The 17,682-nt window shown below is 59.6% G+C and carries 21 protein-coding genes, 1 tRNA gene and 1 pseudogene; 13 read left to right on the top strand and 10 right to left on the bottom strand.

Features of this window, described 5'->3' with window-relative positions:
- Positions 1 to 107: 107 nt before the first annotated feature.
- A complete protein-coding gene (locus C4J88_RS16135; RefSeq protein WP_124407542.1) occupies positions 108 to 2,861 on the bottom strand; it encodes a response regulator in 2,754 nt (917 codons plus the stop codon).
- 205 nt (positions 2,862 to 3,066) lie between these two features.
- Here C4J88_RS16135 and C4J88_RS16130 point away from each other — a divergent pair, with 205 nt between their 5' ends.
- Both C4J88_RS16130 and C4J88_RS16125 read left to right on the top strand, forming a co-directional pair.
- A complete protein-coding gene (locus tag C4J88_RS16130) occupies positions 3,067 to 3,795 on the top strand; it encodes a response regulator transcription factor (protein ID WP_124367386.1) in 729 nt (242 codons plus the stop codon).
- Complete coding sequence (locus C4J88_RS16125; RefSeq protein WP_124407541.1) at positions 3,782 to 5,140, top strand: sensor histidine kinase; 1,359 nt, start codon at positions 3,782 to 3,784, stop codon at positions 5,138 to 5,140. Before C4J88_RS16130 ends, C4J88_RS16125 begins: the two co-directional genes overlap by 14 nt.
- 3 nt (positions 5,141 to 5,143) lie before the next feature.
- On the opposite strand, the gene C4J88_RS16120 is transcribed toward C4J88_RS16125, so the two are convergent.
- Positions 5,144 to 5,659, bottom strand: coding sequence for a DUF2062 domain-containing protein (locus tag C4J88_RS16120; protein ID WP_124407540.1), 516 nt, complete (start codon positions 5,657 to 5,659; stop codon positions 5,144 to 5,146).
- Positions 5,660 to 5,794: 135 nt separating this feature from the next.
- Between C4J88_RS16120 and C4J88_RS16115 the strand changes: the two genes are divergently transcribed.
- The 8 genes from C4J88_RS16115 to murB all read left to right on the top strand — a co-directional run bounded on the left by C4J88_RS16115 (position 5,795) and on the right by murB (position 12,651).
- Entirely contained in the window at positions 5,795 to 8,020 is a 2,226-nt protein-coding gene (locus C4J88_RS16115; protein ID WP_124407539.1) for a DNA internalization-related competence protein ComEC/Rec2, read from the top strand.
- A 109-nt stretch (positions 8,021 to 8,129) separates the two neighbouring features.
- Positions 8,130 to 8,765 carry a MotA/TolQ/ExbB proton channel family protein gene (locus C4J88_RS16110; RefSeq protein ID WP_122676958.1) on the top strand — a complete coding sequence of 212 codons (636 nt, stop codon included), beginning with the start codon at positions 8,130 to 8,132 and terminating at the stop codon, positions 8,763 to 8,765.
- On the top strand, positions 8,762 to 9,190 hold the full coding sequence (locus C4J88_RS16105; protein ID WP_124367383.1) for a biopolymer transporter ExbD: 429 nt from the start codon (positions 8,762 to 8,764) through the stop codon (positions 9,188 to 9,190). The genes C4J88_RS16110 and C4J88_RS16105 overlap by 4 nt, the downstream gene beginning before the upstream one ends.
- On the top strand, positions 9,190 to 10,200 hold the full coding sequence (gene lpxK, locus C4J88_RS16100) for a tetraacyldisaccharide 4'-kinase (protein WP_124407538.1): 1,011 nt from the start codon (positions 9,190 to 9,192) through the stop codon (positions 10,198 to 10,200). The genes C4J88_RS16105 and lpxK overlap by 1 nt, the downstream gene beginning before the upstream one ends.
- A 24-nt stretch (positions 10,201 to 10,224) precedes the next feature.
- Entirely contained in the window at positions 10,225 to 10,410 is a 186-nt protein-coding gene (locus C4J88_RS16095) for a Trm112 family protein (protein WP_003174668.1), read from the top strand.
- Entirely contained in the window at positions 10,407 to 11,171 is a 765-nt protein-coding gene (gene kdsB, locus C4J88_RS16090; protein ID WP_124407537.1) for a 3-deoxy-manno-octulosonate cytidylyltransferase, read from the top strand. The genes C4J88_RS16095 and kdsB overlap by 4 nt, the downstream gene beginning before the upstream one ends.
- The gene (locus C4J88_RS16085) at positions 11,171 to 11,635 is read left to right on the top strand and encodes a low molecular weight protein-tyrosine-phosphatase (protein ID WP_124407536.1); all 465 of its coding nucleotides are present in this window, start codon (positions 11,171 to 11,173) and stop codon (positions 11,633 to 11,635) included. The genes kdsB and C4J88_RS16085 overlap by 1 nt, the downstream gene beginning before the upstream one ends.
- The gene (gene murB / locus C4J88_RS16080; protein ID WP_124407535.1) at positions 11,632 to 12,651 is read left to right on the top strand and encodes a UDP-N-acetylmuramate dehydrogenase; all 1,020 of its coding nucleotides are present in this window, start codon (positions 11,632 to 11,634) and stop codon (positions 12,649 to 12,651) included. Before C4J88_RS16085 ends, murB begins: the two co-directional genes overlap by 4 nt.
- Positions 12,652 to 12,720: 69 nt before the next feature.
- On the opposite strand, the gene C4J88_RS16075 is transcribed toward murB, so the two are convergent.
- Positions 12,721 to 13,392: a Bax inhibitor-1/YccA family protein gene (locus C4J88_RS16075; protein WP_053256786.1), complete on the bottom strand. Its 672-nt coding sequence runs from the start codon at positions 13,390 to 13,392 to the stop codon at positions 12,721 to 12,723.
- Between the two features lie 152 nt (positions 13,393 to 13,544).
- On the opposite strand from C4J88_RS16075, the gene C4J88_RS16070 reads away from it, so the two are divergent.
- Positions 13,545 to 13,635: transfer RNA gene (locus C4J88_RS16070), tRNA-Ser, on the top strand.
- Positions 13,636 to 13,761: 126 nt separating this feature from the next.
- On the opposite strand, the pseudogene C4J88_RS27795 reads toward C4J88_RS16070, so the two are convergent.
- The 3 genes and pseudogenes from C4J88_RS27795 to C4J88_RS16055 all read right to left on the bottom strand — a co-directional run.
- Positions 13,762 to 13,887 (bottom strand): annotated as a pseudogene (locus C4J88_RS27795) (integrase); the annotation flags it as partial.
- A 22-nt stretch (positions 13,888 to 13,909) separates the two neighbouring features.
- Positions 13,910 to 14,140: a hypothetical protein gene (locus C4J88_RS16060; RefSeq protein WP_124408638.1), complete on the bottom strand. Its 231-nt coding sequence runs from the start codon at positions 14,138 to 14,140 to the stop codon at positions 13,910 to 13,912.
- A gap of 195 nt (positions 14,141 to 14,335) precedes the next feature.
- Complete coding sequence (locus C4J88_RS16055; RefSeq protein WP_372237995.1) at positions 14,336 to 14,575, bottom strand: hypothetical protein; 240 nt, start codon at positions 14,573 to 14,575, stop codon at positions 14,336 to 14,338.
- 718 nt (positions 14,576 to 15,293) lie between these two features.
- Here C4J88_RS16055 and C4J88_RS27435 point away from each other — a divergent pair.
- Both C4J88_RS27435 and C4J88_RS16045 read left to right on the top strand, forming a co-directional pair.
- Entirely contained in the window at positions 15,294 to 15,470 is a 177-nt protein-coding gene (locus C4J88_RS27435) for a hypothetical protein (protein WP_164487663.1), read from the top strand.
- Between the two features lie 127 nt (positions 15,471 to 15,597).
- Complete coding sequence (locus C4J88_RS16045) at positions 15,598 to 16,032, top strand: hypothetical protein (RefSeq protein ID WP_124367377.1); 435 nt, start codon at positions 15,598 to 15,600, stop codon at positions 16,030 to 16,032.
- On the opposite strand, the gene C4J88_RS16040 is transcribed toward C4J88_RS16045, so the two are convergent.
- The 4 genes from C4J88_RS16040 to C4J88_RS27790 form a co-directional block, all read right to left on the bottom strand.
- Positions 16,029 to 16,235 (bottom strand): hypothetical protein, encoded by a 207-nt coding sequence (locus C4J88_RS16040; RefSeq protein WP_372237994.1) that lies wholly within the window; start codon positions 16,233 to 16,235, stop codon positions 16,029 to 16,031. The two genes, C4J88_RS16045 and C4J88_RS16040, sit on opposite strands and share 4 nt — an antisense overlap.
- 146 nt (positions 16,236 to 16,381) lie before the next feature.
- A complete protein-coding gene (locus C4J88_RS16035) occupies positions 16,382 to 17,011 on the bottom strand; it encodes a YdcF family protein (RefSeq protein WP_124407534.1) in 630 nt (209 codons plus the stop codon).
- The gene (locus tag C4J88_RS16030; protein WP_372237993.1) at positions 17,011 to 17,463 is read right to left on the bottom strand and encodes an HAD family hydrolase; all 453 of its coding nucleotides are present in this window, start codon (positions 17,461 to 17,463) and stop codon (positions 17,011 to 17,013) included. Before C4J88_RS16030 ends, C4J88_RS16035 begins: the two co-directional genes overlap by 1 nt.
- 26 nt (positions 17,464 to 17,489) lie before the next feature.
- Positions 17,490 to 17,681, bottom strand: coding sequence for a hypothetical protein (locus C4J88_RS27790; RefSeq protein WP_256659138.1), 192 nt, complete (start codon positions 17,679 to 17,681; stop codon positions 17,490 to 17,492).
- Position 17,682 lies beyond the last annotated feature (1 nt).

Here is a 17,682-nt window from a genome sequence, read left to right as displayed (position 1 = left end):
GCTTGCTCCCGATAGCGGTGTATCAGTCGAAATATTTGTAACTGATATATCGCCATCGGGGGCAAGCCCCCTCCCACATTTTGATTGGCGTCGTCCATAAAATAGAGTCAGGCGCTGACCCGCGCTTCACTGGCCAGCCGCGCAATCGCCATGTCCAGTTCATCCAACGCGGTTATGGCCTTGGCGTCGTCCTGCTTGAGCAGGGTTTCGGCGCGTTGGCAGGCCGCGCGCAATTGCGGCACGCCACAGTAGCGGGTGGCGCCATGCAGGCGGTGGACGCGCTCGATCAGGGCGTGGTTGTCATTGGCTTCGCGGGCGACCGTGATCGCCAAGCGATCAGCTTCCAGGGAGGCCAGCAGCATGGCGAGCATGTCGGCCGCCAGGTCCGCCTTGTTGGCGGCCAGGCGCAGGCCTTCCTCATGGTCCAGCACCAGCAGTTGCACGCCTGGGCCAAGGCCTTCGGGGAGGCGCTCGGGCCCCTGGTTGCGCAGGGCCAGGCCGGTCCATTTCAGCACCACCTGGGCCAGCTGCCGCTCGCTGATGGGCTTGGTCAGGTAATCGTCCATGCCGCTTTGCAGAAGGGCACGTTTCTCGTTGGCCATGGCATGGGCGGTGAGGGCGACCACCGGCAGCGGCGTGCCATGGCGTTCGCTCTCCCATTGGCGAATCGCTTCGGTACTCTGGCGCCCGTCCATGCCGGGCATCTGCACATCCATCAGCACCAGGTCGAACGTTTCCTGCTTCACGGCGTCAATGGCCGCAAAGCCGCTTTCCACGGCATGGACCTTGGCGCCCATGTCTTCGAGCAGGGTTTGCACCAGCAACAGGTTCGCCGGGTTATCGTCCACGCACAGCACCCGCGGCGCACGGCTGGACAACGGCTCACCCGGCTCGCTGCGCGAGGGGCGCGGGCTGATCAGGTCGGCCAGGGAGCGGCGCAGCTTGCGCGTACAGGCTGGCTTGGCCTGCAACTGGCTGTTGGGGTTGGGCACCGATTGGTTGAACAACATTTGCTCGGTGGTCGGGCACAGCACCAGCACTTTGCAGCCCAGGTGTTCGAGGTCCCACAAGTGCTGGTTGAGGCGCTCGGGCGGGATGTCATTGGCGGTGACGCCGAGCACCGCCAGGTTGATCGCCTGTTCGGTCTGATGGGCGCTGGTAATGCCGTTGGTCAGGCTCTCCAGGGTATTGAACAGCGTGACTTCCAGGCCGCAGTCTTCCAACTGGTGTTGCAAGGCCTGGCGCGCCAGCTCGTGGTTCTCCAGCACGGCCACGCGGCGACCGAGCAGCGGCGCGCTGGGCAGGTCTTCGATGTCGTCGCGGGTCTTGGGCAGGTTCAGGCTGATCCAGAACTCCGAGCCTTCGCCCGGTGTGCTGTCGACGCCGATTTCGCCACCCATCTGTTCGATCAGGCGCTTGGAAATCACCAGGCCCAAGCCGGTGCCACCTGGCTGGCGCGACAGCGAATTGTCCGCCTGGCTGAAGGCCTGGAACAGTGCGCGCACATCCTGGTTGGACAGGCCGATGCCGGTGTCCTGCACGCTGATGCGCAGTTGTACGCTGTCTTCCTGCTCATCCTCGATCATCGCCCGCGCCACGATGGTGCCTTCGCGGGTGAACTTGATCGCGTTGCTGATCAGGTTGGTCAGGATCTGCTTGAGACGCAGCGGGTCGCCCACCAGCGCCAGCGGCGTGTCGCGGTAGACCAGGCTGACCAGTTCGAGCTGTTTGGCGTGGGCGGCAGGGGCAAGGATGGTCAGGGTGTCCTGCAGCAGGTCGCGCAGGTTGAAGGGCACGCTGTCGAGCACCAGCTTGCCGGCTTCGATCTTGGAGAAGTCGAGAATCTCGTTGATGATGCCCAACAGGTTGTCGGCGGATTTTTCGATAGTGCCCAGGTAATCCAGCTGACGTGGCGACAGCTCGCTTTTTTGCAGCAGGTGGGTGAACCCGAGGATGCCGTTGAGCGGCGTGCGGATTTCATGGCTCATATTGGCCAGGAACTCCGATTTGATCCGGCTGGCTTCCAGGGCTTCCTTGCGGGCCAGGTCCAGCTCGATGTTCTGGATCTCGATGGTTTCCAGGTTCTGGCGCACGTCTTCGGTGGCCTGGTCGATGCTGTGTTGCAATTCTTCCTGGGCGTTTTGCAGGGTTTCTGCCATGCGGTTGATGCCCGACGCCAACTGATCCAGCTCCTGGCTGCCCAAGGGCGGCAGGCGGGTTTCCAGGTTGCCGTCTTTAAGCTGGGCCACGGCTTGCTTGATCAGGCCGATCGGCGAATTGATGGTGCGGCTGATGCGCAGGGCCAGTGCCGCGGTGCAGATCAAGCCGATGGCGATCAGCAGCAGGCTGGCGAACAGGCTGCGATAGCCGCGCAGCAACATGCCGTTGTGGGACAGTTCCACCTCGACCCAGCCCAACAGGCGGTCGGACTCATCCGGAATCAGCTCGCCGGCAAGGTTGCGATGACGGCCAAACACCGGCATCAGGTAACGGGTGGCATCGTTGCCGGTACGCTGCAGCAGGTGCGAGCTGTTGCCGGTGGGCGGTGGATTGAGCATGGTCGGGCCGGCATGGGCCAGGGAGGAGCGGTCCGGTGCCAGGAACGACACCGCGCGCACGTCCGGTTGTTCCAGGGATTGGGTCGCGATGCGTTCCAGCAGGTCAGTGTTCTTGCTGCTCAGGGCGGGCGCAACCAGTGGCGCCAACTGCTCGGCGATCATTTCACCGCGTTGCAGCAGTTGAGTTTGCAGCTCGGAGAGCTGCATCCAGGTGAAATAGCCCCCCAACAACAGCGCCATCAGGCTGGTCGGCAATAACGTCAGCAACAGTACGCGGCCTTTTATCCCCATTCTTCTAAGCACGCCACTCTCCTGCTACCACATTGATATCAATCTTCCGCACGGGCGTCCGGCCCGCGCTACCTGCGCAGTGTAGCCATTTGCGCCGCCAGGAATCTCGTAAATTAATGACACACGGCAATCTTCGGGCCATTCGGTAGCGGCCTGCGATTGCCTGTAACACTTTAATCTTGAATAATCAGTCATTGAGAATGACTTGCAGACGCTAATGAATCCCGCAACCGTTGGCCTACCCAGTATCCTGACCATCGAGGATGACCCCGTGTTGGGCGCCTACGTCCATGAACATCTGGGCCGCTGTGGCTTCGAGGTCACCTGGTGCCGCAATGGCCAGCAAGGCTTGCAGCTGGCCCGCGACCAAGCGTTCGACCTGGTGCTGATGGACGTTCTGCTGCCAGGGCTGGACGGGCTGTCAGTCCTTACGCATCTGCGCCAGAGTCATGCCATACCGGTGATCCTGATGTCGGCCCTGGGCGCCGAAGCCGACCGTGTCAGCGGCTTTCGCCTGGGCGCCGACGATTACCTGCCCAAGCCGTTCAGCATGATCGAGCTGCGGGTGCGCATCGAAGCCATCCTGCGCCGGGTGGCCCTGGACCGTCGCCCGCCGCCGGGCCTTGCGCCCCTGCGCGATGATGCGCAGGTCCTGCGGTTTGACGAGGGGCTGTGCGATGTCGTCTATCACACGCATTGGGCCGGCCTGACACGCAGTGAGTACCGCCTGCTGGAAACCTTGCACCGCAACGCCGAAGAGGTACTCAGCAAAGCCTTCCTTTATCAGCACGTGCTGCAGCGCGGTTATGCCCCACACGATCGCAGTCTCGACATGCATGTGAGCCAGATTCGCCGCAAGCTCAAAGCGATCGGCTACACCGAGCGCGAAGTGCGCACGGTGTGGGGCAAAGGCTATGTGTTGAGCGGTCACGATGAAGGGCTTTGAGCGGTTGCCGGGCAGGCATTCGTTGTTCTGGAAGCTGGCGTGCCTTCTGATCGCGTTTTGTTTGCTGATGATCTGGCTCAGTTGGTCCTGGGGCCGTTACATGGAGCAGCAAAGTGCCTACCTCACTGACGAAGCCCGCGACACGCTCCGCGGCTATGCAGCCGGCGCCGAGTTGGCGTGGAGTACCCAGGGCAGTGCCGGTGTGGATGCGTGGTTGCAGCATATGGGCGAGCGTGAAACCACTTGGCTGGGCGTCATCGGCAATGACTTGCAATCACTTGGCAGCGCACCGTTGAGCGACAAGCAAAGCCAGCGCCTGACCTTCTTGCGCGGATTGGACTGGCCGGTGAGCCGCCATGCCAAAGGCTTGCCCTGGTTGAAAATCGCCTTCCCGGTCGACCCCGATGCGGGGTCACTGGTGATCGAGTTGCCCAAGCGCTTTATGCCGGGGCGTTATCAACTGTTCTGGCGGGTCATCACCAACGGCCTGATTCCCGGGTTGTTTACCTTATTGCTATGTATCGGCCTGTATCGATTGCTGATCATGCCCCTCAATCAATTGCGTGCGCAGGCCAATGCCTGGCGTGCGGACCAATTGACGGCGCGAATGTCCCGTGACGCGACCAGCCGCCAGGACGAGTTGGGTGAATTGGGACGCGCCTTTGACCAGATGTCCGAACGCTTGCAGGGCACGGTGCAGTTGCAGCAACAGCTGCTGCGCGACATGTCCCATGAGTTGCGCACGCCCCTGAGCCGCTTGCGTGTGGCCTGCGACAGCGAACAGGACCTGGCGCGGTTGCGTGAGCGCCTGAGCCGGGAAATCGACGCCATGCAGCGCCTGGTGGAAGACAGCCTGCAACTGGCCTGGCTCGACAGCGACCGGGCGCCACTGCCCCAGGAGGACATCCAGCTGCCGGCGCTGTGGGACATGCTGCGGGAAAACGCGTGTTTCGAAAGCCATTGGCCGGCATCGCGCTTGCCATGCCTGTTGCCAGCTGAGTGCTGGGTGCGAGGCAATCTCAATGCACTGGCCCAGGCTCTGGAAAACATCCTGCGTAACGCAATACGCCACTCACCAGGCCAAGGCCGGGTGACATTGGACGGCGCGCGCGAAGGCGAGCACTGGCATGTGTGGCTGGAGGATCAGGGGGGAGGCATCGATGAGGCCGACCTGGAGCGTATCTTCGCGCCCTTCATCCGGTTGGACGGTTCCCGGCCCGGTGACGGCGGCTTCGGCCTGGGCTTGAGCATTGCGCGCAACGCGGTGCAGCGCCAGGGCGGGCGTATCTGGGCGGAAAATACCGGGCAGGGCCTGCGTGTACACCTGCGCCTGCCTGCCCGTTAGCCATCAGCGGCGGCGCAGTTTGCGTTTCTTCCACTGGTGCGCGACCCACCAGCGCCAATAGCCCATGGTCAGGCAATAGGCCAATGCGCCCAACACCAATCCGGATACCACCGAGCCCAGCAGGAATGGTTGCCACATCGTGCTCAATTCGCCGCTGATCCATTCCCAGGTGAGGTTATCGGGGAGGCTGCGTGCCGGCACATTCATCAACCAGGCACCGGTCATATAGGTGCAGACAAACACCACCGGCATCGTGATCGGGTTGGTCAGCCACACCAGGCTGACGGCAATCGGCATATTGCCGCGCACCACGATCGCCAGGATCGCGGCCAGCAGCATTTGCAAGGGAATGGGGATAAACGCGGCAAACAGACCCACGGCCATGGCGCGGGCCACCGAGTGCCGGTTGAGGTGCCAGAGGTTCGGGTCATGCAGCAGGGTGCCAAGAAACTGTAATGACTTGTGTTCCCTGATACTGCTGGGGTCGGGCATGTACCGTTTGAATAAGCGCCGGGGCATAAGGGGTCCAGGTCAGTTCGAGGGGCAAGTATGCGCGTATTCTATAAACAGAAAATTCAGACTTTGTGACAAAACATCAAAGGCGCCCCTGGGAACCCCGGCTAAGACTGAGTGGATCATTGAAAGGAATGATTCATGAGGACAGGGATGTTCGCGCTTGCGCTGGGGTTGCTGACCCTGCGTTTTCTACCGGCGTTGCCGCCGACCGGATGGCTGTTGGCCATGCTGGTGCTGGCATTGATGTTAGTGCCGTTTCGTACCTATCCGCTGGCGTTTTTCCTGATGGGCTTGAGCTGGGCGTGCATCAGCGCGCAGTGGGCACTGGATGATCGATTGCGACCAGCACTGGACGGCGAAACACGATGTGTGGAAGGGCGCGTCGTCGGCTTGCCTCAGCAGACCGACACCGGCGTGCGTTTTGACCTGGCCGACAGCCGGTCGCGCAAAGCCCGGCTACCCAAGCGCATCCGGGTGTCCTGGCACGGCGGGCCGCCGGTGCGCAGTGGAGAACGCTGGCGCCTGGCTGTCACCCTCAAGCGGCCGTCTGGCCTGCTCAACTTTCACGGTTTCGACCACGAGGCCTGGTTGCTGGCGCAACGCATCGGCGCCACGGGCTCGGTGAAAGACGGTGAGCGCCTGACGCCAGCCCGCAACGCCCTGCGCGACAGCCTGCGCCAGCGCCTGATGGCTGCGGATGCGCAAACCCATGAAGCCGCCGTGGCGGCGTTGGTGCTGGGTGACGGTTCCGGGCTGCGCACGGAGCAATGGCAGGTATTGCAAGACACCGGCACCGTGCACCTGTTGGTTATCTCCGGCCAACACATTGGCTTGCTGGCCGGGCTGATCTACGCACTGGTGGCCGGGATGGCGCGTTACGGTTGCTGGCCACGCAACCTGCCATGGCTGCCGTGGGCCTGCGGCCTGGCCTTTATTGCAGCGCTGGGTTATGGCCTGCTGGCGGGTTTCGGCGTGCCGGTGCAGCGGGCCTGCGTGATGGTGGGCCTGGTATTGCTATGGCGGCTGCGCTTTCGGCATTTGGGCGTGTGGTGGCCGTTGCTGCTGGCCTTCAACGCTGTGCTGCTGCTTGAGCCCCTGGCCAGTCTGCAGCCGGGTTTCTGGTTGTCCTTTGCGGCGGTTGCGATCCTGGTGCTGACGTTCGGCGGGCGGCTCGGGCCCTGGAGTGTCTGGCAGGCCTGGACGCGTCCACAGTGGTTGATTGCCATCGGTTTGTTTCCGGTCCTGTTGGTGCTGGGTTTACCCATCAGCCTCACCGCGCCTGTGGCCAATTTATTCGCTGTGCCGTGGATCAGTCTGGTGGTGTTGCCATTGGCGTTGCTGGGCACGGCGCTGCTGTGGCTGCCGTTGGCCGGTGACGGTTTGCTGTGGTTGGCCGGCGGAGCGCTGGAGGGATGGTTCAAGGGGCTGACCCTGCTGGCCGTGCAGTTGCCGGCCTGGACGCCGGCCGAGGTGCCGCTGGTTTATTGGCTGGTCAGCCTGGCGGGCGCGGTGTTATTGCTGCTGCCCAAGGGCGTGCCATTTCGGTTGCTGGGCTGGCCCATGCTGCTGTTGGCGGTGTTTCCACCCAAGGAATCGGTACCCCATGGGCAGGTGACGGTGGTGCAACTGGATGTCGGCCAGGGGCAGGCTGTGATCTTGCGCACCCGCAACCACGCCTTGCTTTACGACGCGGGGCCGCGTTCGGGGGCGGTCGACCTGGGCGCGCGCGTGGTTCTGCCGTCGTTGAAAAAGTTCGGAGTAGAGCGGTTGGACATGCTGCTACTGAGCCATGCCGACGCCGATCATGCTGGTGGCGCTGCAGCTGTCGCCCGCGGGCTGCCCATCCGGCGTGTGGTCGGCGGCGAAACCGACGGGTTGCCGGCGTTTCTGGGGACCGAGCCTTGTATCAGTGGCGAACGATGGGAGTGGGATGGTGTGTCGTTCGTGTTATGGCAGTGGTCCGGCGCCATCAGTGGCAACGCCAAATCCTGTGTGTTGCAGGTGCAGGCCAGCGGTGAGCGGCTGCTGCTCACCGGGGATATCGACCGTGCGGCGGAGCGCGCACTGCTTGACACACCGTTGGCGGTGCCCACCGATTGGCTGCAAGCGCCCCATCATGGTAGCCGCAGCTCGTCATCCAGGCCTTTTGTGCAACGGCTTGCGCCTGGATCGGTGCTGATCTCCAGAGGCCGTGGCAATGCCTTTGGTCATCCTCATTCGCAAGTGGTAGAACGCTATCGGGCCCTGGGCAGCCGGCTATACGACAGCGCCGAACAAGGTGCCGTGCGTCTTCAGTTGGGCGCGTTCCAACCCGCTGTTGTTGCGCGCAGTCAACGCCGGTTCTGGCGCGAACCGTTACCGTAATCCGGCGTTACCAAACACCGCGGGCTGCGACAGTCCGGTCTGCGGTCGACGAACCCCGCCGCTGAACCTATATGATAAAGTGGCGCACTTTTTCGAGGGGGCATTCACTGTGTGGGAATTGGTCAAATCCGGCGGCTGGATGATGTTGCCGATCATCATGAGTTCCATTGCCGCACTCGGCATCGTCGCCGAACGCCTGTGGACCCTGCGCGCCAGTCGCGTTACCCCCGAGCACCTGCTGGGGCAAGTCTGGGGCTGGATCAAGAACAAGCAGCTCGACAAGCAGAAACTCAAGGAACTGCGCGCCAATTCGCCACTGGGTGAAATCCTCGCCGCCGGCCTGGCCAACTCCAAGCATGGTCGCGAGATCATGAAAGAGTGCATCGAGGAAGCCGCAGCGCGAGTGATCCATGAGCTGGAGCGCTACATCAACGCCCTCGGCACCATCGCCGCCATGGCGCCGCTGCTCGGTTTGCTGGGCACGGTGCTGGGCATGATCGACATTTTCAGCTCGTTCATGGGCTCGGGCATGACCACCAACGCCGCGGTGCTGGCCGGTGGTATTTCCAAAGCGCTGATCACCACGGCTGCGGGCCTGATGGTGGGGATCCCGTCGGTGTTCTTCCATCGCTTTTTGCAACGGCGCATCGATGAACTGGTGGTCGGCATGGAACAGGAAGCCATCAAGCTGGTGGAGGTGGTGCAGGGCGACCGTGATGTGGACCTGGTCGAGGGCAAAGCGTGAAATTTCGCCGCAAGCAACGGGAAAATGTCGATATCAACCTCGCGTCGCTGATTGACGTGGTGTTTATCCTGCTGCTGTTCTTCGTCGTTACCACCACGTTCACCCGGGAAACCCAGCTGCGCGTCGACTTGCCCGAAGCCGTGAGCGGCTCCCCGGCCGAAGACCAGCAGGTCAAGCAGCTGGACATTGCCATCAGCGCCGATGGCGTGTTTTCGGTAAATAACCAGTTGCTGGAGAAAAACGACCTGGCCAGCTTGATGGAGGCCTTGCAGAAGGAGTCCGGGGGCGACACCAACATGCCACTGTCGATCAGCGCCGACGGCAAAACCCAGCACCAGGCAGTGATTACCGCGATGGACGCTGCCGGCAAGCTCGGTTTCAGTCATCTGCGCATGACCACCGTCGAGGCGGCGAGCCCACCCTGATGGCCATGTCCGATCGTTTGCTCAAGGCCTGGTACGACGGGCATCCGGCCCTCGTGCTGTTAAAGCCGCTGGAGTGCCTGTATCGCCGGGTGGTGCAGCGCAAGCGCGCGCGCTTCCTGGCGGGTGAGGGCGCTGTCTACCAGTCACCGGTGCCCGTTGTGGTCGTGGGTAATATCACCGTAGGCGGGACTGGCAAGACGCCGCTGATCCTGTGGATGATCGAGCACTGTCGGCGCACTGGGTTGCGCGTAGGCGTGGTCAGTCGTGGGTATGGCGCCAAGCCGCCACAGTTGCCCTGGCGGGTCGAGGCCAACCACAGTGCCGAAGTGGCCGGCGACGAACCGTTGCTGATCGTGCAGCGCTGCGGTGTACCGTTGATGATCGATCCGGATCGCAGTCGTGCGGTGAAAGCGCTGTTGGCCAGCGAAACCCTGGACCTGATCCTTTCCGACGACGGCCTGCAGCACTATCGTCTGGCCCGTGATCTCGAGCTGGTATTGATCGATGCCGCCCGTGGCCTGGGCAATCGCCATTGCCTGCCGGCCGGGCCGTTGCGTGAGCCGGTTGAGCGCCTGCAGAGCGTTGATGCGCTGCTCTATAACGGCGCCGCCTCGGACCGCGAAGACGGCTTTGCCTTCCGCCTGCAACCCTCGGCGCTGGTCAACCTGCACAGCGGCGAGCGGCAGCCGGTCAGCTACTTTCCGGTAGGCCAACCGGTACACGCGGTTGCCGGTATCGGCAATCCGCAACGTTTCTTCAATACCCTTGAAACGCTACACTGGCAGCCGATCCCCCATGCGTTTGCCGACCACGCGCCCTATAGCGCCGAGGTGCTGGATTTCACGCCGCCATTGCCGCTGGTCATGACCGAAAAAGACGCGGTGAAGTGCCGCGCCTTCGCCCGGCCCGACTGGTGGTACCTTGCGGTGGATGCGCTGCCGTCGCCAGCATTCGTCGCCTGGTTCGATACGCAGTTGATGCGCTTGCTGCCCAACCGTCTTTTGCCTTAAACCGCTTATTTCCAGGAACTACTCATGGACACCAAACTGCTCGACATCCTTGCTTGCCCGATCTGCAAAGGCCCGCTCAAGCTCAGCGCCGACAAAACCGAGCTGATCAGCAAAGGCGCCGGCCTGGCTTACCCTATTCGCGACGGCATTCCGGTGATGCTGGAAAGCGAAGCCCGCACCCTGACGACCGATGAGCGCCTGGATAAATGACTACCGCCTTTACCGTGGTGATTCCCTCGCGCTATGCGTCGACCCGCCTGCCGGGCAAGCCGCTGCAAATGATCGGTGCCAAGCCGATGATCCAGCTGGTATGGGAACAGGCCTGTAAAAGCAGCGCTGAACGGGTGGTGGTGGCGACCGACGATCCGCGCATCATCGAAGCCTGCCAAGGTTTCGGCGCCGAGGCGGTTCTGACCCGCGAAGACCATAATTCCGGCACCGACCGCCTGGCCGAAGTGGCCATGCAACTGGGCCTGGCGCCGGACGCCATCGTAGTGAACGTGCAAGGCGACGAGCCGCTGATTCCGCCACGCGTCATCGACCAGGTCGCCGCCAATCTAGCGGCCCATGGCGAAGCGCGCATGGCCACCCTGGCCGAACCGATCGAAGACAGCGAAACCTTGTTCAACCCGAACGTGGTGAAGGTCGTCAGCGATATCAACGGCTTGGCCCTGACATTCAGCCGCTCGGTCCTGCCCTGGGCGCGGGATGCCTTCGCCAGCAACCCCGACGCACTGCCGCAAGGCGTGCCGTACCGCCGCCATATCGGCATTTATGCCTATCGCGCCGGCTTCCTGCATGACTTCGTCAGCTGGGGCCCGTGCTGGTTGGAGAACACCGAGTCCCTGGAGCAGCTGCGGGCCCTGTGGCACGGCGTGCGCATCCACGTGGGCGATGCGCTGGAAGCGCCGCCTGCAGGCGTCGATACCCAGGAAGACCTCGAGCGCGTCCGTCGCCTGCTGGGGGCTTGATGGAGGTCCTGTTTGTCTGCTTGGGCTATATCTGCCGCTCGCCCACCGCCGAAGGCGTTTTGCGCCATAAGTTGCGCGAAGCAGGTTTGTCCAGCCAGGTGGAGGTGGCGTCAGCGGGAACTGGACAATGGCATATCGGCAACCCACCGGACCAGCGCAGCCAACGTGCGGCGCTGGCGCGGGGCTATGACTTGTCATCCCAGCGTGCCCAGCAGGTCTGCCGCGCCGACTTTGCGCGCTATGACCTGATCCTGGCCATGGACCACAGCAACCTGCGCCATCTCAAAGCCATGCAGCCTGCACAGGGTAAGGCGCAGTTGGATATATTCCTGCGCCGCTTCGGCGGTGAAGTGGACGAGGTGCCAGACCCTTATTATGAAGGCGAACAAGGTTTTGAGCGGGTCCTGGACCTGATCGAGCGCGCCTGTGATTTATTGGTGATCGAATTGAAGGGGCGGTTATGACCTTGCAGGTACTGGCGCAGGTATCGCTCAAGCCGTTCAACAGCTTTGGCATCGACGTGCGCGCCCAGCTATTTGCCGAGGCCCGCAGTGATGCCGACGTGCGGGAAGCCTTGGCCTACGCCGAGGCGCACAGTGTGCCGCTGCTGGTGATAGGGGGCGGCAGCAACCTGCTGCTGACTCAGGACGTGCCTGCCCTGGTGTTGCGTATGGCCACCCAAGGCATTCGCGTGCTGCACGATGATGGCGTGCAGGTGGTGGTCGAAGCCGAAGCGGGCGAAGCCTGGCACCCCTTTGTGTTATGGACCCTGGAGCAGGGCTTCTGCGGCCTGGAAAACCTCAGCCTGATCCCCGGCACGGTCGGTGCGGCGCCAATGCAAAACATCGGTGCCTACGGCGTGGAGGTCAAGGATGTGTTTGCCGGACTCACTGCGCTGGATCGTGAGACCGGTGAACTGCGGGATTTCAGCCTGCAGGAGTGCCGGTTTGCCTACCGCGACAGCCTGTTCAAGCATGAAGTCGGCCGCTGGTTGATCCTGCGGGTACGCTTTGCCCTGAGCCGCGCCAGTCACCTGAAACTCGACTACGGCCCGGTGCAGCAGCGTCTGGCCGGGCAGGGGATTACCAACGCCACGCCAGCGGATGTAAGCCGTGCGATTTGCAGCATTCGCCGCGAAAAGTTGCCCGACCCGGCGCAGCTTGGCAATGCCGGCAGCTTCTTCAAGAACCCGCTGGTGCCCGAGGCCTTGGCTACTGAGCTGAAAAGCCAGTATCCGGACCTGGTGGCCTACCCTCAGGCAGACGGGCAAACGAAGCTCGCCGCCGGTTGGCTGATCGACAAGGCGGGCTGGAAGGGCTTTCGTGAGGGCGACGCTGGCGTGCATGCATTGCAGGCGCTGGTACTGGTGAACTATGGCTCTGCCACCGGGCGTGAGATTGCCAACCTGGCGCTGCGTATCCAGCAGGATATTGTCGAGCGCTTCGGGGTGGAACTGGAAATGGAACCTAACCAGTACTGATCGTCCTTGGGCCGGAAATGAAAATGCCCCGTATCTCGCGATACGGGGCATTTTTTATAGCGTTAACAATCAGTCGTCACGGCTCATGATGCCGAAGATCTGCAACAGGCTGATAAACAGGTTGTAGATCGACACATACAGGCTGATGGTCGCCATGATGTAGTTACGCTCGCCACCATGGATGATGGCGCTGGTCTGGAACAGGATGCACACCGACGAGAACAGCACGAAACCTGCGCTGATCGCCAGTTGCAGGCCGCTGATCTGGAAGAACATGCCGGCTACCACTGCCGCCAGCAACACGAAGAAGCCAGCGGTGATGAAGCCGCCCAGGAAACTCATGTCCTTACGGCTGATCAGCACGTACGCCGACAGGCCACCAAACACCAACGCGGTCATGGCAAATGCCGAACTGACCACTTCCGCGCCGCCGGCCATGCCGAGGTAGCGGTTCAGGATCGGGCCAAGGATAAAGCCCATGAAACCGGTCAAGGCAAAGGCCGACACCAGGCCCCAGGCCGAGTCACGCAGCTTGTTGGTCAGGAAGAACAGACCATAGAAGCCGATCAACACGACAAAGATATTGGGATAACCGACGCGCATCTGTTGGGCCACATAAGCCATCACGCCGCTGAATGCGAGGGTAAGGGCGAGCAGGCCGTACGTATTGCGCAAGACGCGGCTGACTTCAAGCTGCTCAGCCTGCGCGTTGCCATTCACTGCGTAATTCTGTTCGCGCATGGCGACTCTCCTTCAGTTTTGAAACGTTCAGTCGCAAAGATCATAACAGACGCTCTGTAACAAGCTATGCAGAGAGTTTGACAGTGTGTTTCATTCGGGTATTATTGCGCCCGCTGACGCAGGATGAGCTACTATGATCCTGTAACGCACAAGGGAAATTGGCAGAGTGGTTGAATGCACCGGTCTTGAAAACCGGCGAACGTTAATAGCGTTCCCAGGGTTCGAATCCCTGGTTTCCCGCCAAGATTCACACGAAAGCCCCGCACTGCGGGGCTTTTGCGTTTCTGGGGTCAGGCGCAATTGTCTGCCTCACAGCTGATCATTTCCGCATCATTACAGACGGTTTCCGCAACTTGTTGCAAGTTGTGGTCACCGGGTCGGTTTCACGATCTCCCCGACACGTCGATAAACCGTCTCGGTTATCCGCTTGTCAGTGTGCCCCAGCAGTCGGCTTGCATCCCAAAGGTCGAGGATCTCACTGGCAGCTTTTTGCTTTGTATTTCCATGGTGTGCCCCTCTATGCCTCTGGTTGGTCGAAAGAGCCCGTGGGGAGCGCTGTCTTGATGATGTGAACGGCCAGGCCGAAGGTGATCAGCAGCCAGGCGCAGGTGCCGGCGAAGGCGTAGATCAGTGCGTCGGTGCTGCCGGTTTCCAGCAGGTCGAGTCCGGTCCAGGTGAACCAGCAGTCGCTGGCGACCAAGTACAGCAAAGCGCCCAGCAGTATCAGGGTGAATTTAATCAGCGTGATGCCGTCGGCATGAGCCTTGGATGCTTTCACTGCCCGCCGCGTGACCGTCTTCCGGCCTTCCAGGATGGCGCGCACCATCGGCGCCAAGAACAGGATGGGGCGTTCTTTGATAGGGATCATGAGGTCACCTGTTTCATGTTGGAGTCGGCGCCATTGGCGCATCCTGGTCCAGCGCTCTTCCGGCGTTTCAGGTCGCTATCCAATGGTTCCGTCGGCCCTGAGCCCGTAAACGCTTGGGCGCTCGTCGTTTTCCCAAACAATTCCCTGGTCATTGCAGTCCGGGTCGCCAGCTTCGAAATAGCGCTCAGACACCGCTTCGGCGTTGTGGTATTCGAGTTGTACCATCTTCACCTGCAAGCGTTGCGCAGCGACCCAGGCCTTGCACTTGTCACCGTCGCCCTCGTCGAAGTCGGGCATATCGGGGTGAGCGAACATGCCGTATTCATCGCGACGACCGGGGCTGAGTGGATCAATTTGATTTCTTCAAGCATGACTTCGTCCTCGCCGCTATAGCGGCTATCAAATTCATAGAGGGGAGAGGTATCGTTGCCACCTCAGATAGGGAGGTGTGATGTGGTCGTACACGGAGTTGAATACCGATTTTGCTGCGCTTCAAGCGTTGTCGAAGGACACGATGGCCTCGCGATGGAGTGCTGGAAAGGCGACAACGGACCTTTGTTTGAGATTTTTCGAAATGATGAAACGCTTCGATTTGAGGTGACTTTTTTCGTACCGGATGTACCGCTTGAGTTGCTTGAGTACGCGGTGCCGACAGCTCGAGAGTGGTTAGGAGATTTTGTTCCCTATCCCTGATGCCGAGCCCTTGCCGCTAGCGGCTGACTTTGAAGGGGGATGGGGAGGGGTGAAACGAAAGAGTGAGGCGCTAATTCCAGCGAACGTCGAGTTCTGAAATTTGTTGCTGCAGCTGCGCTATGAGTTCAAACCAAGAATCGAAACCATTTAATTCGTTCTGGACCAAGTGTTCGGCGAACTGGATGTTGGATTCGTCTGGGTCGTTGGCCTCTAAGGAGTAGACCAGCATCTTGCGCGATGTCAGGCGCCGCCCTCCGTAATATCGGATGGAAGCGGAATGATTGATAGCGTTACTGGATGGGGAAACTTATAATTTCTATTTTATCACGGAGATGAATAGATGTTCCCCAAGTACGTGCGTTCGGTTGGCTATGGTCTGGTGGTAGTAGGAACGATCTCACTACTATTTTCGGCATTCGAGTTGTTTGCTGGAAGAGATTCTCTGTTTGCCGTGGCTAAATCAGCAGTATTTGTACTGGTTGGTATCTGGATTATCAAAGAAGCAGTAAAGGTCTAGCTACATCCCAAAGGCAATTTCACATAGCTGTCGCACTCCGTTACCGGATGCGGCGAGCAGGATGGAATTTTGGAAAAAGATAAGGTATCAATCCGCACCTTGGATTTGAGCCTATAAAGGAGCACTGATGCGACACGAGATTTATTGGCGCTTTATAGCAATGATTTTGTTCAGCTTCACGCTGACCGGGTGTATTCATTACGAACACAAAAGTGCAGAAGGAAAATCAAACTCCGAGATCGCTACGATTCAGCAGTTCGATAAATCTTTGACAATATTTAAGATTGACGACGATCAAACCCTTTATTGGTTGAGCCGCCAAAGCGAATACCGGCTGGGTGCAGGCAGGCATAAGATTCAAGTTCGTAAATTTATTACCGCGGAGCAGCAAACTGCTCCAATTGAAATGACTGTTGATCTGGTAGGCGGCCGTACTTATGGGCTCTATGGGATCTCTTCGTCAACATGGTGGCGATACGAGGTTCGTGACGTGCAAACTGGGCAGCCGGCAGATGTCGCGGATCCTGTTGTCAACGAAACGCCTCCGATATCAGTTAACTAGATAGCTCGAATCTTGTCGCCTGCGTCTTTCTGAAGGGCGAGCAGGCTTTTATTGCGAAATTCCCGCGCCACGTTTTCGGATATATCGATTTCGTGGCGCGGCGGATTCAAGAGTGGCAGGCACTTAGCTGAGCCCAGCGCATGAAGGTGATGAATCATCAGCGTCATCGCCTCGCTCTGCTCAGTAATGCCTGACCATTCCATCAGAGCGGCCAGGGCCTGCCGGGTGCCTGGGCTAACCCTGAGCCTCAATTTCCCTCTTCGGCATTCGCCACGCGCGTCCCGGCAGACTTGGCCAAGCGATCTTTTGCGGTACTGCTGCCATGGCCTATCTCTTCTATTCCGTCATACTAACCAATAAGGTGGTTTTTAAATCCCTGCTCAATTAAGTACTTCCAGGCCGCTAGGACTTTTTTCGGTAATTCTTCTTCGATCTGAAATCCCTTTTTTGGATACAGCATAATACGCTGTATATCCCCCACCATTTCATCGATTAATCCGAGCACCCCCACCTGATTGGAAGTTTGCTCAGGGAAACAATACCTCGGCGCATCAACCCAAGCGTCAAGGCCCGCCCACTGGATAGGTAAAGTCAACCTTACTCGGCGGATTGAGTTTGGCTTGGTAAGAAAAGTAGCGCTCTTTATTTGTGGAAACATTTCTTTGGTAAAGGCAATATTTTCAGCAAAGTTAGTGGCTCGTTTTTCTAAGCTGAATTGCTCATGTAAAACTCCGAGATCTAGCGCGCGCTGCGCAAAAATTTCGGCTTCAGTCTTGTCCCATAAATGTTTAGTCCAGTTGCCGGTATTGCCTGTGAACAATAAATGTCCAGCTATTCCCTTGCGAAGCAATTCGCAAGCGTAATCGCAGACACGAAGATCGTACGATCCACAGACTACTAACAAATCACAGTTCTCATGCTGACGTCCTTCAGATAAGAACTCCCAAAGAATAGCGGCGTACTTTAGTGTTGATGTCATTAAGAAGGTAATCTCCTAGAGCTATGGTTGCCGAGAATCAAGAATTTTTCATTAAAAAGGGAGGTCGGTGTCAAACGTTCGATTGTTGGCAGCGTGTTAAAGTCGGTATACACAGCCTTAGCGCCGTAATTGCTTAGCGAAACGTCACTGCCGATACCGATACACCATGCGCCGCTGCTGACTGCTGACTGCACACCGCTTACAGAGTCTTCGAAGACAAGGCACTCATTTATGGGGGTGTTTAGTTTTCGAGCCGCTAGCTGATAACAATCAGGAGCGGGCTTTCCATTGCTGACATCCTCGCGTGAGACTCTACAGTCAAAGCTAGTTTCCAAGCCATGTTGTTCGAGCACGTAGGCGATACGAGCGGGCCAACTACTAGTCACCAAAGCCAACGGAACTGAGCGTTCCCGCAATTGAGAAATTAGCTCTCTCACCCCAGGTACCAACAAACAGGCGGCTACCTCTTCACCAGCATCTACTTGTTTTTGATAATGCTGCGGGTGGGCTGATTGAAGTTAGGGAAGAGTGCGTGAAGCGTATACTCCCCTGGTCGGCCATGGATGTGTTCATGGATAAAATCTTGGCTGATTTCAACTCCGTATTCCCGTGCCACGCTCGTCCAGGCATGTTCAATAACTTGCCGTGACTGAATAAGAACGCCGTCCATA

This window comes from Pseudomonas sp. R4-39-08 (genome assembly GCF_003852275.1).
Lineage (GTDB): Bacteria > Pseudomonadota > Gammaproteobacteria > Pseudomonadales > Pseudomonadaceae > Aquipseudomonas.
Note: the sequence above shows the minus strand (reverse complement) of the source record. Positions and strands in the feature narration are given on the sequence as shown.

Coding starts and splice junctions, on each gene's coding strand:
- C4J88_RS16115 (WP_124407539.1), top strand. CDS start 5,795: ATGAGGACAGGGATGTTCGCGCTTGCGCTGGGGTTGCTGACCCTGCGT.
- C4J88_RS16120 (WP_124407540.1), bottom strand. CDS start 5,659: ATGCCCCGGCGCTTATTCAAACGGTACATGCCCGACCCCAGCAGTATC.
- C4J88_RS16095 (WP_003174668.1), top strand. CDS start 10,225: ATGGACACCAAACTGCTCGACATCCTTGCTTGCCCGATCTGCAAAGGC.
- lpxK (WP_124407538.1), top strand. CDS start 9,190: ATGGCCATGTCCGATCGTTTGCTCAAGGCCTGGTACGACGGGCATCCG.
- C4J88_RS16130 (WP_124367386.1), top strand. CDS start 3,067: ATGAATCCCGCAACCGTTGGCCTACCCAGTATCCTGACCATCGAGGAT.
- C4J88_RS16075 (WP_053256786.1), bottom strand. CDS start 13,392: ATGCGCGAACAGAATTACGCAGTGAATGGCAACGCGCAGGCTGAGCAG.
- kdsB (WP_124407537.1), top strand. CDS start 10,407: ATGACTACCGCCTTTACCGTGGTGATTCCCTCGCGCTATGCGTCGACC.
- murB (WP_124407535.1), top strand. CDS start 11,632: ATGACCTTGCAGGTACTGGCGCAGGTATCGCTCAAGCCGTTCAACAGC.
- C4J88_RS16085 (WP_124407536.1), top strand. CDS start 11,171: ATGGAGGTCCTGTTTGTCTGCTTGGGCTATATCTGCCGCTCGCCCACC.
- C4J88_RS27435 (WP_164487663.1), top strand. CDS start 15,294: ATGTTCCCCAAGTACGTGCGTTCGGTTGGCTATGGTCTGGTGGTAGTA.
- C4J88_RS16125 (WP_124407541.1), top strand. CDS start 3,782: ATGAAGGGCTTTGAGCGGTTGCCGGGCAGGCATTCGTTGTTCTGGAAG.
- C4J88_RS16045 (WP_124367377.1), top strand. CDS start 15,598: ATGCGACACGAGATTTATTGGCGCTTTATAGCAATGATTTTGTTCAGC.
- C4J88_RS16055 (WP_372237995.1), bottom strand. CDS start 14,575: ATGTTCGCTCACCCCGATATGCCCGACTTCGACGAGGGCGACGGTGAC.
- C4J88_RS27790 (WP_256659138.1), bottom strand. CDS start 17,681: ATGGACGGCGTTCTTATTCAGTCACGGCAAGTTATTGAACATGCCTGG.
- C4J88_RS16040 (WP_372237994.1), bottom strand. CDS start 16,235: ATGGAATGGTCAGGCATTACTGAGCAGAGCGAGGCGATGACGCTGATG.
- C4J88_RS16035 (WP_124407534.1), bottom strand. CDS start 17,011: ATGACATCAACACTAAAGTACGCCGCTATTCTTTGGGAGTTCTTATCT.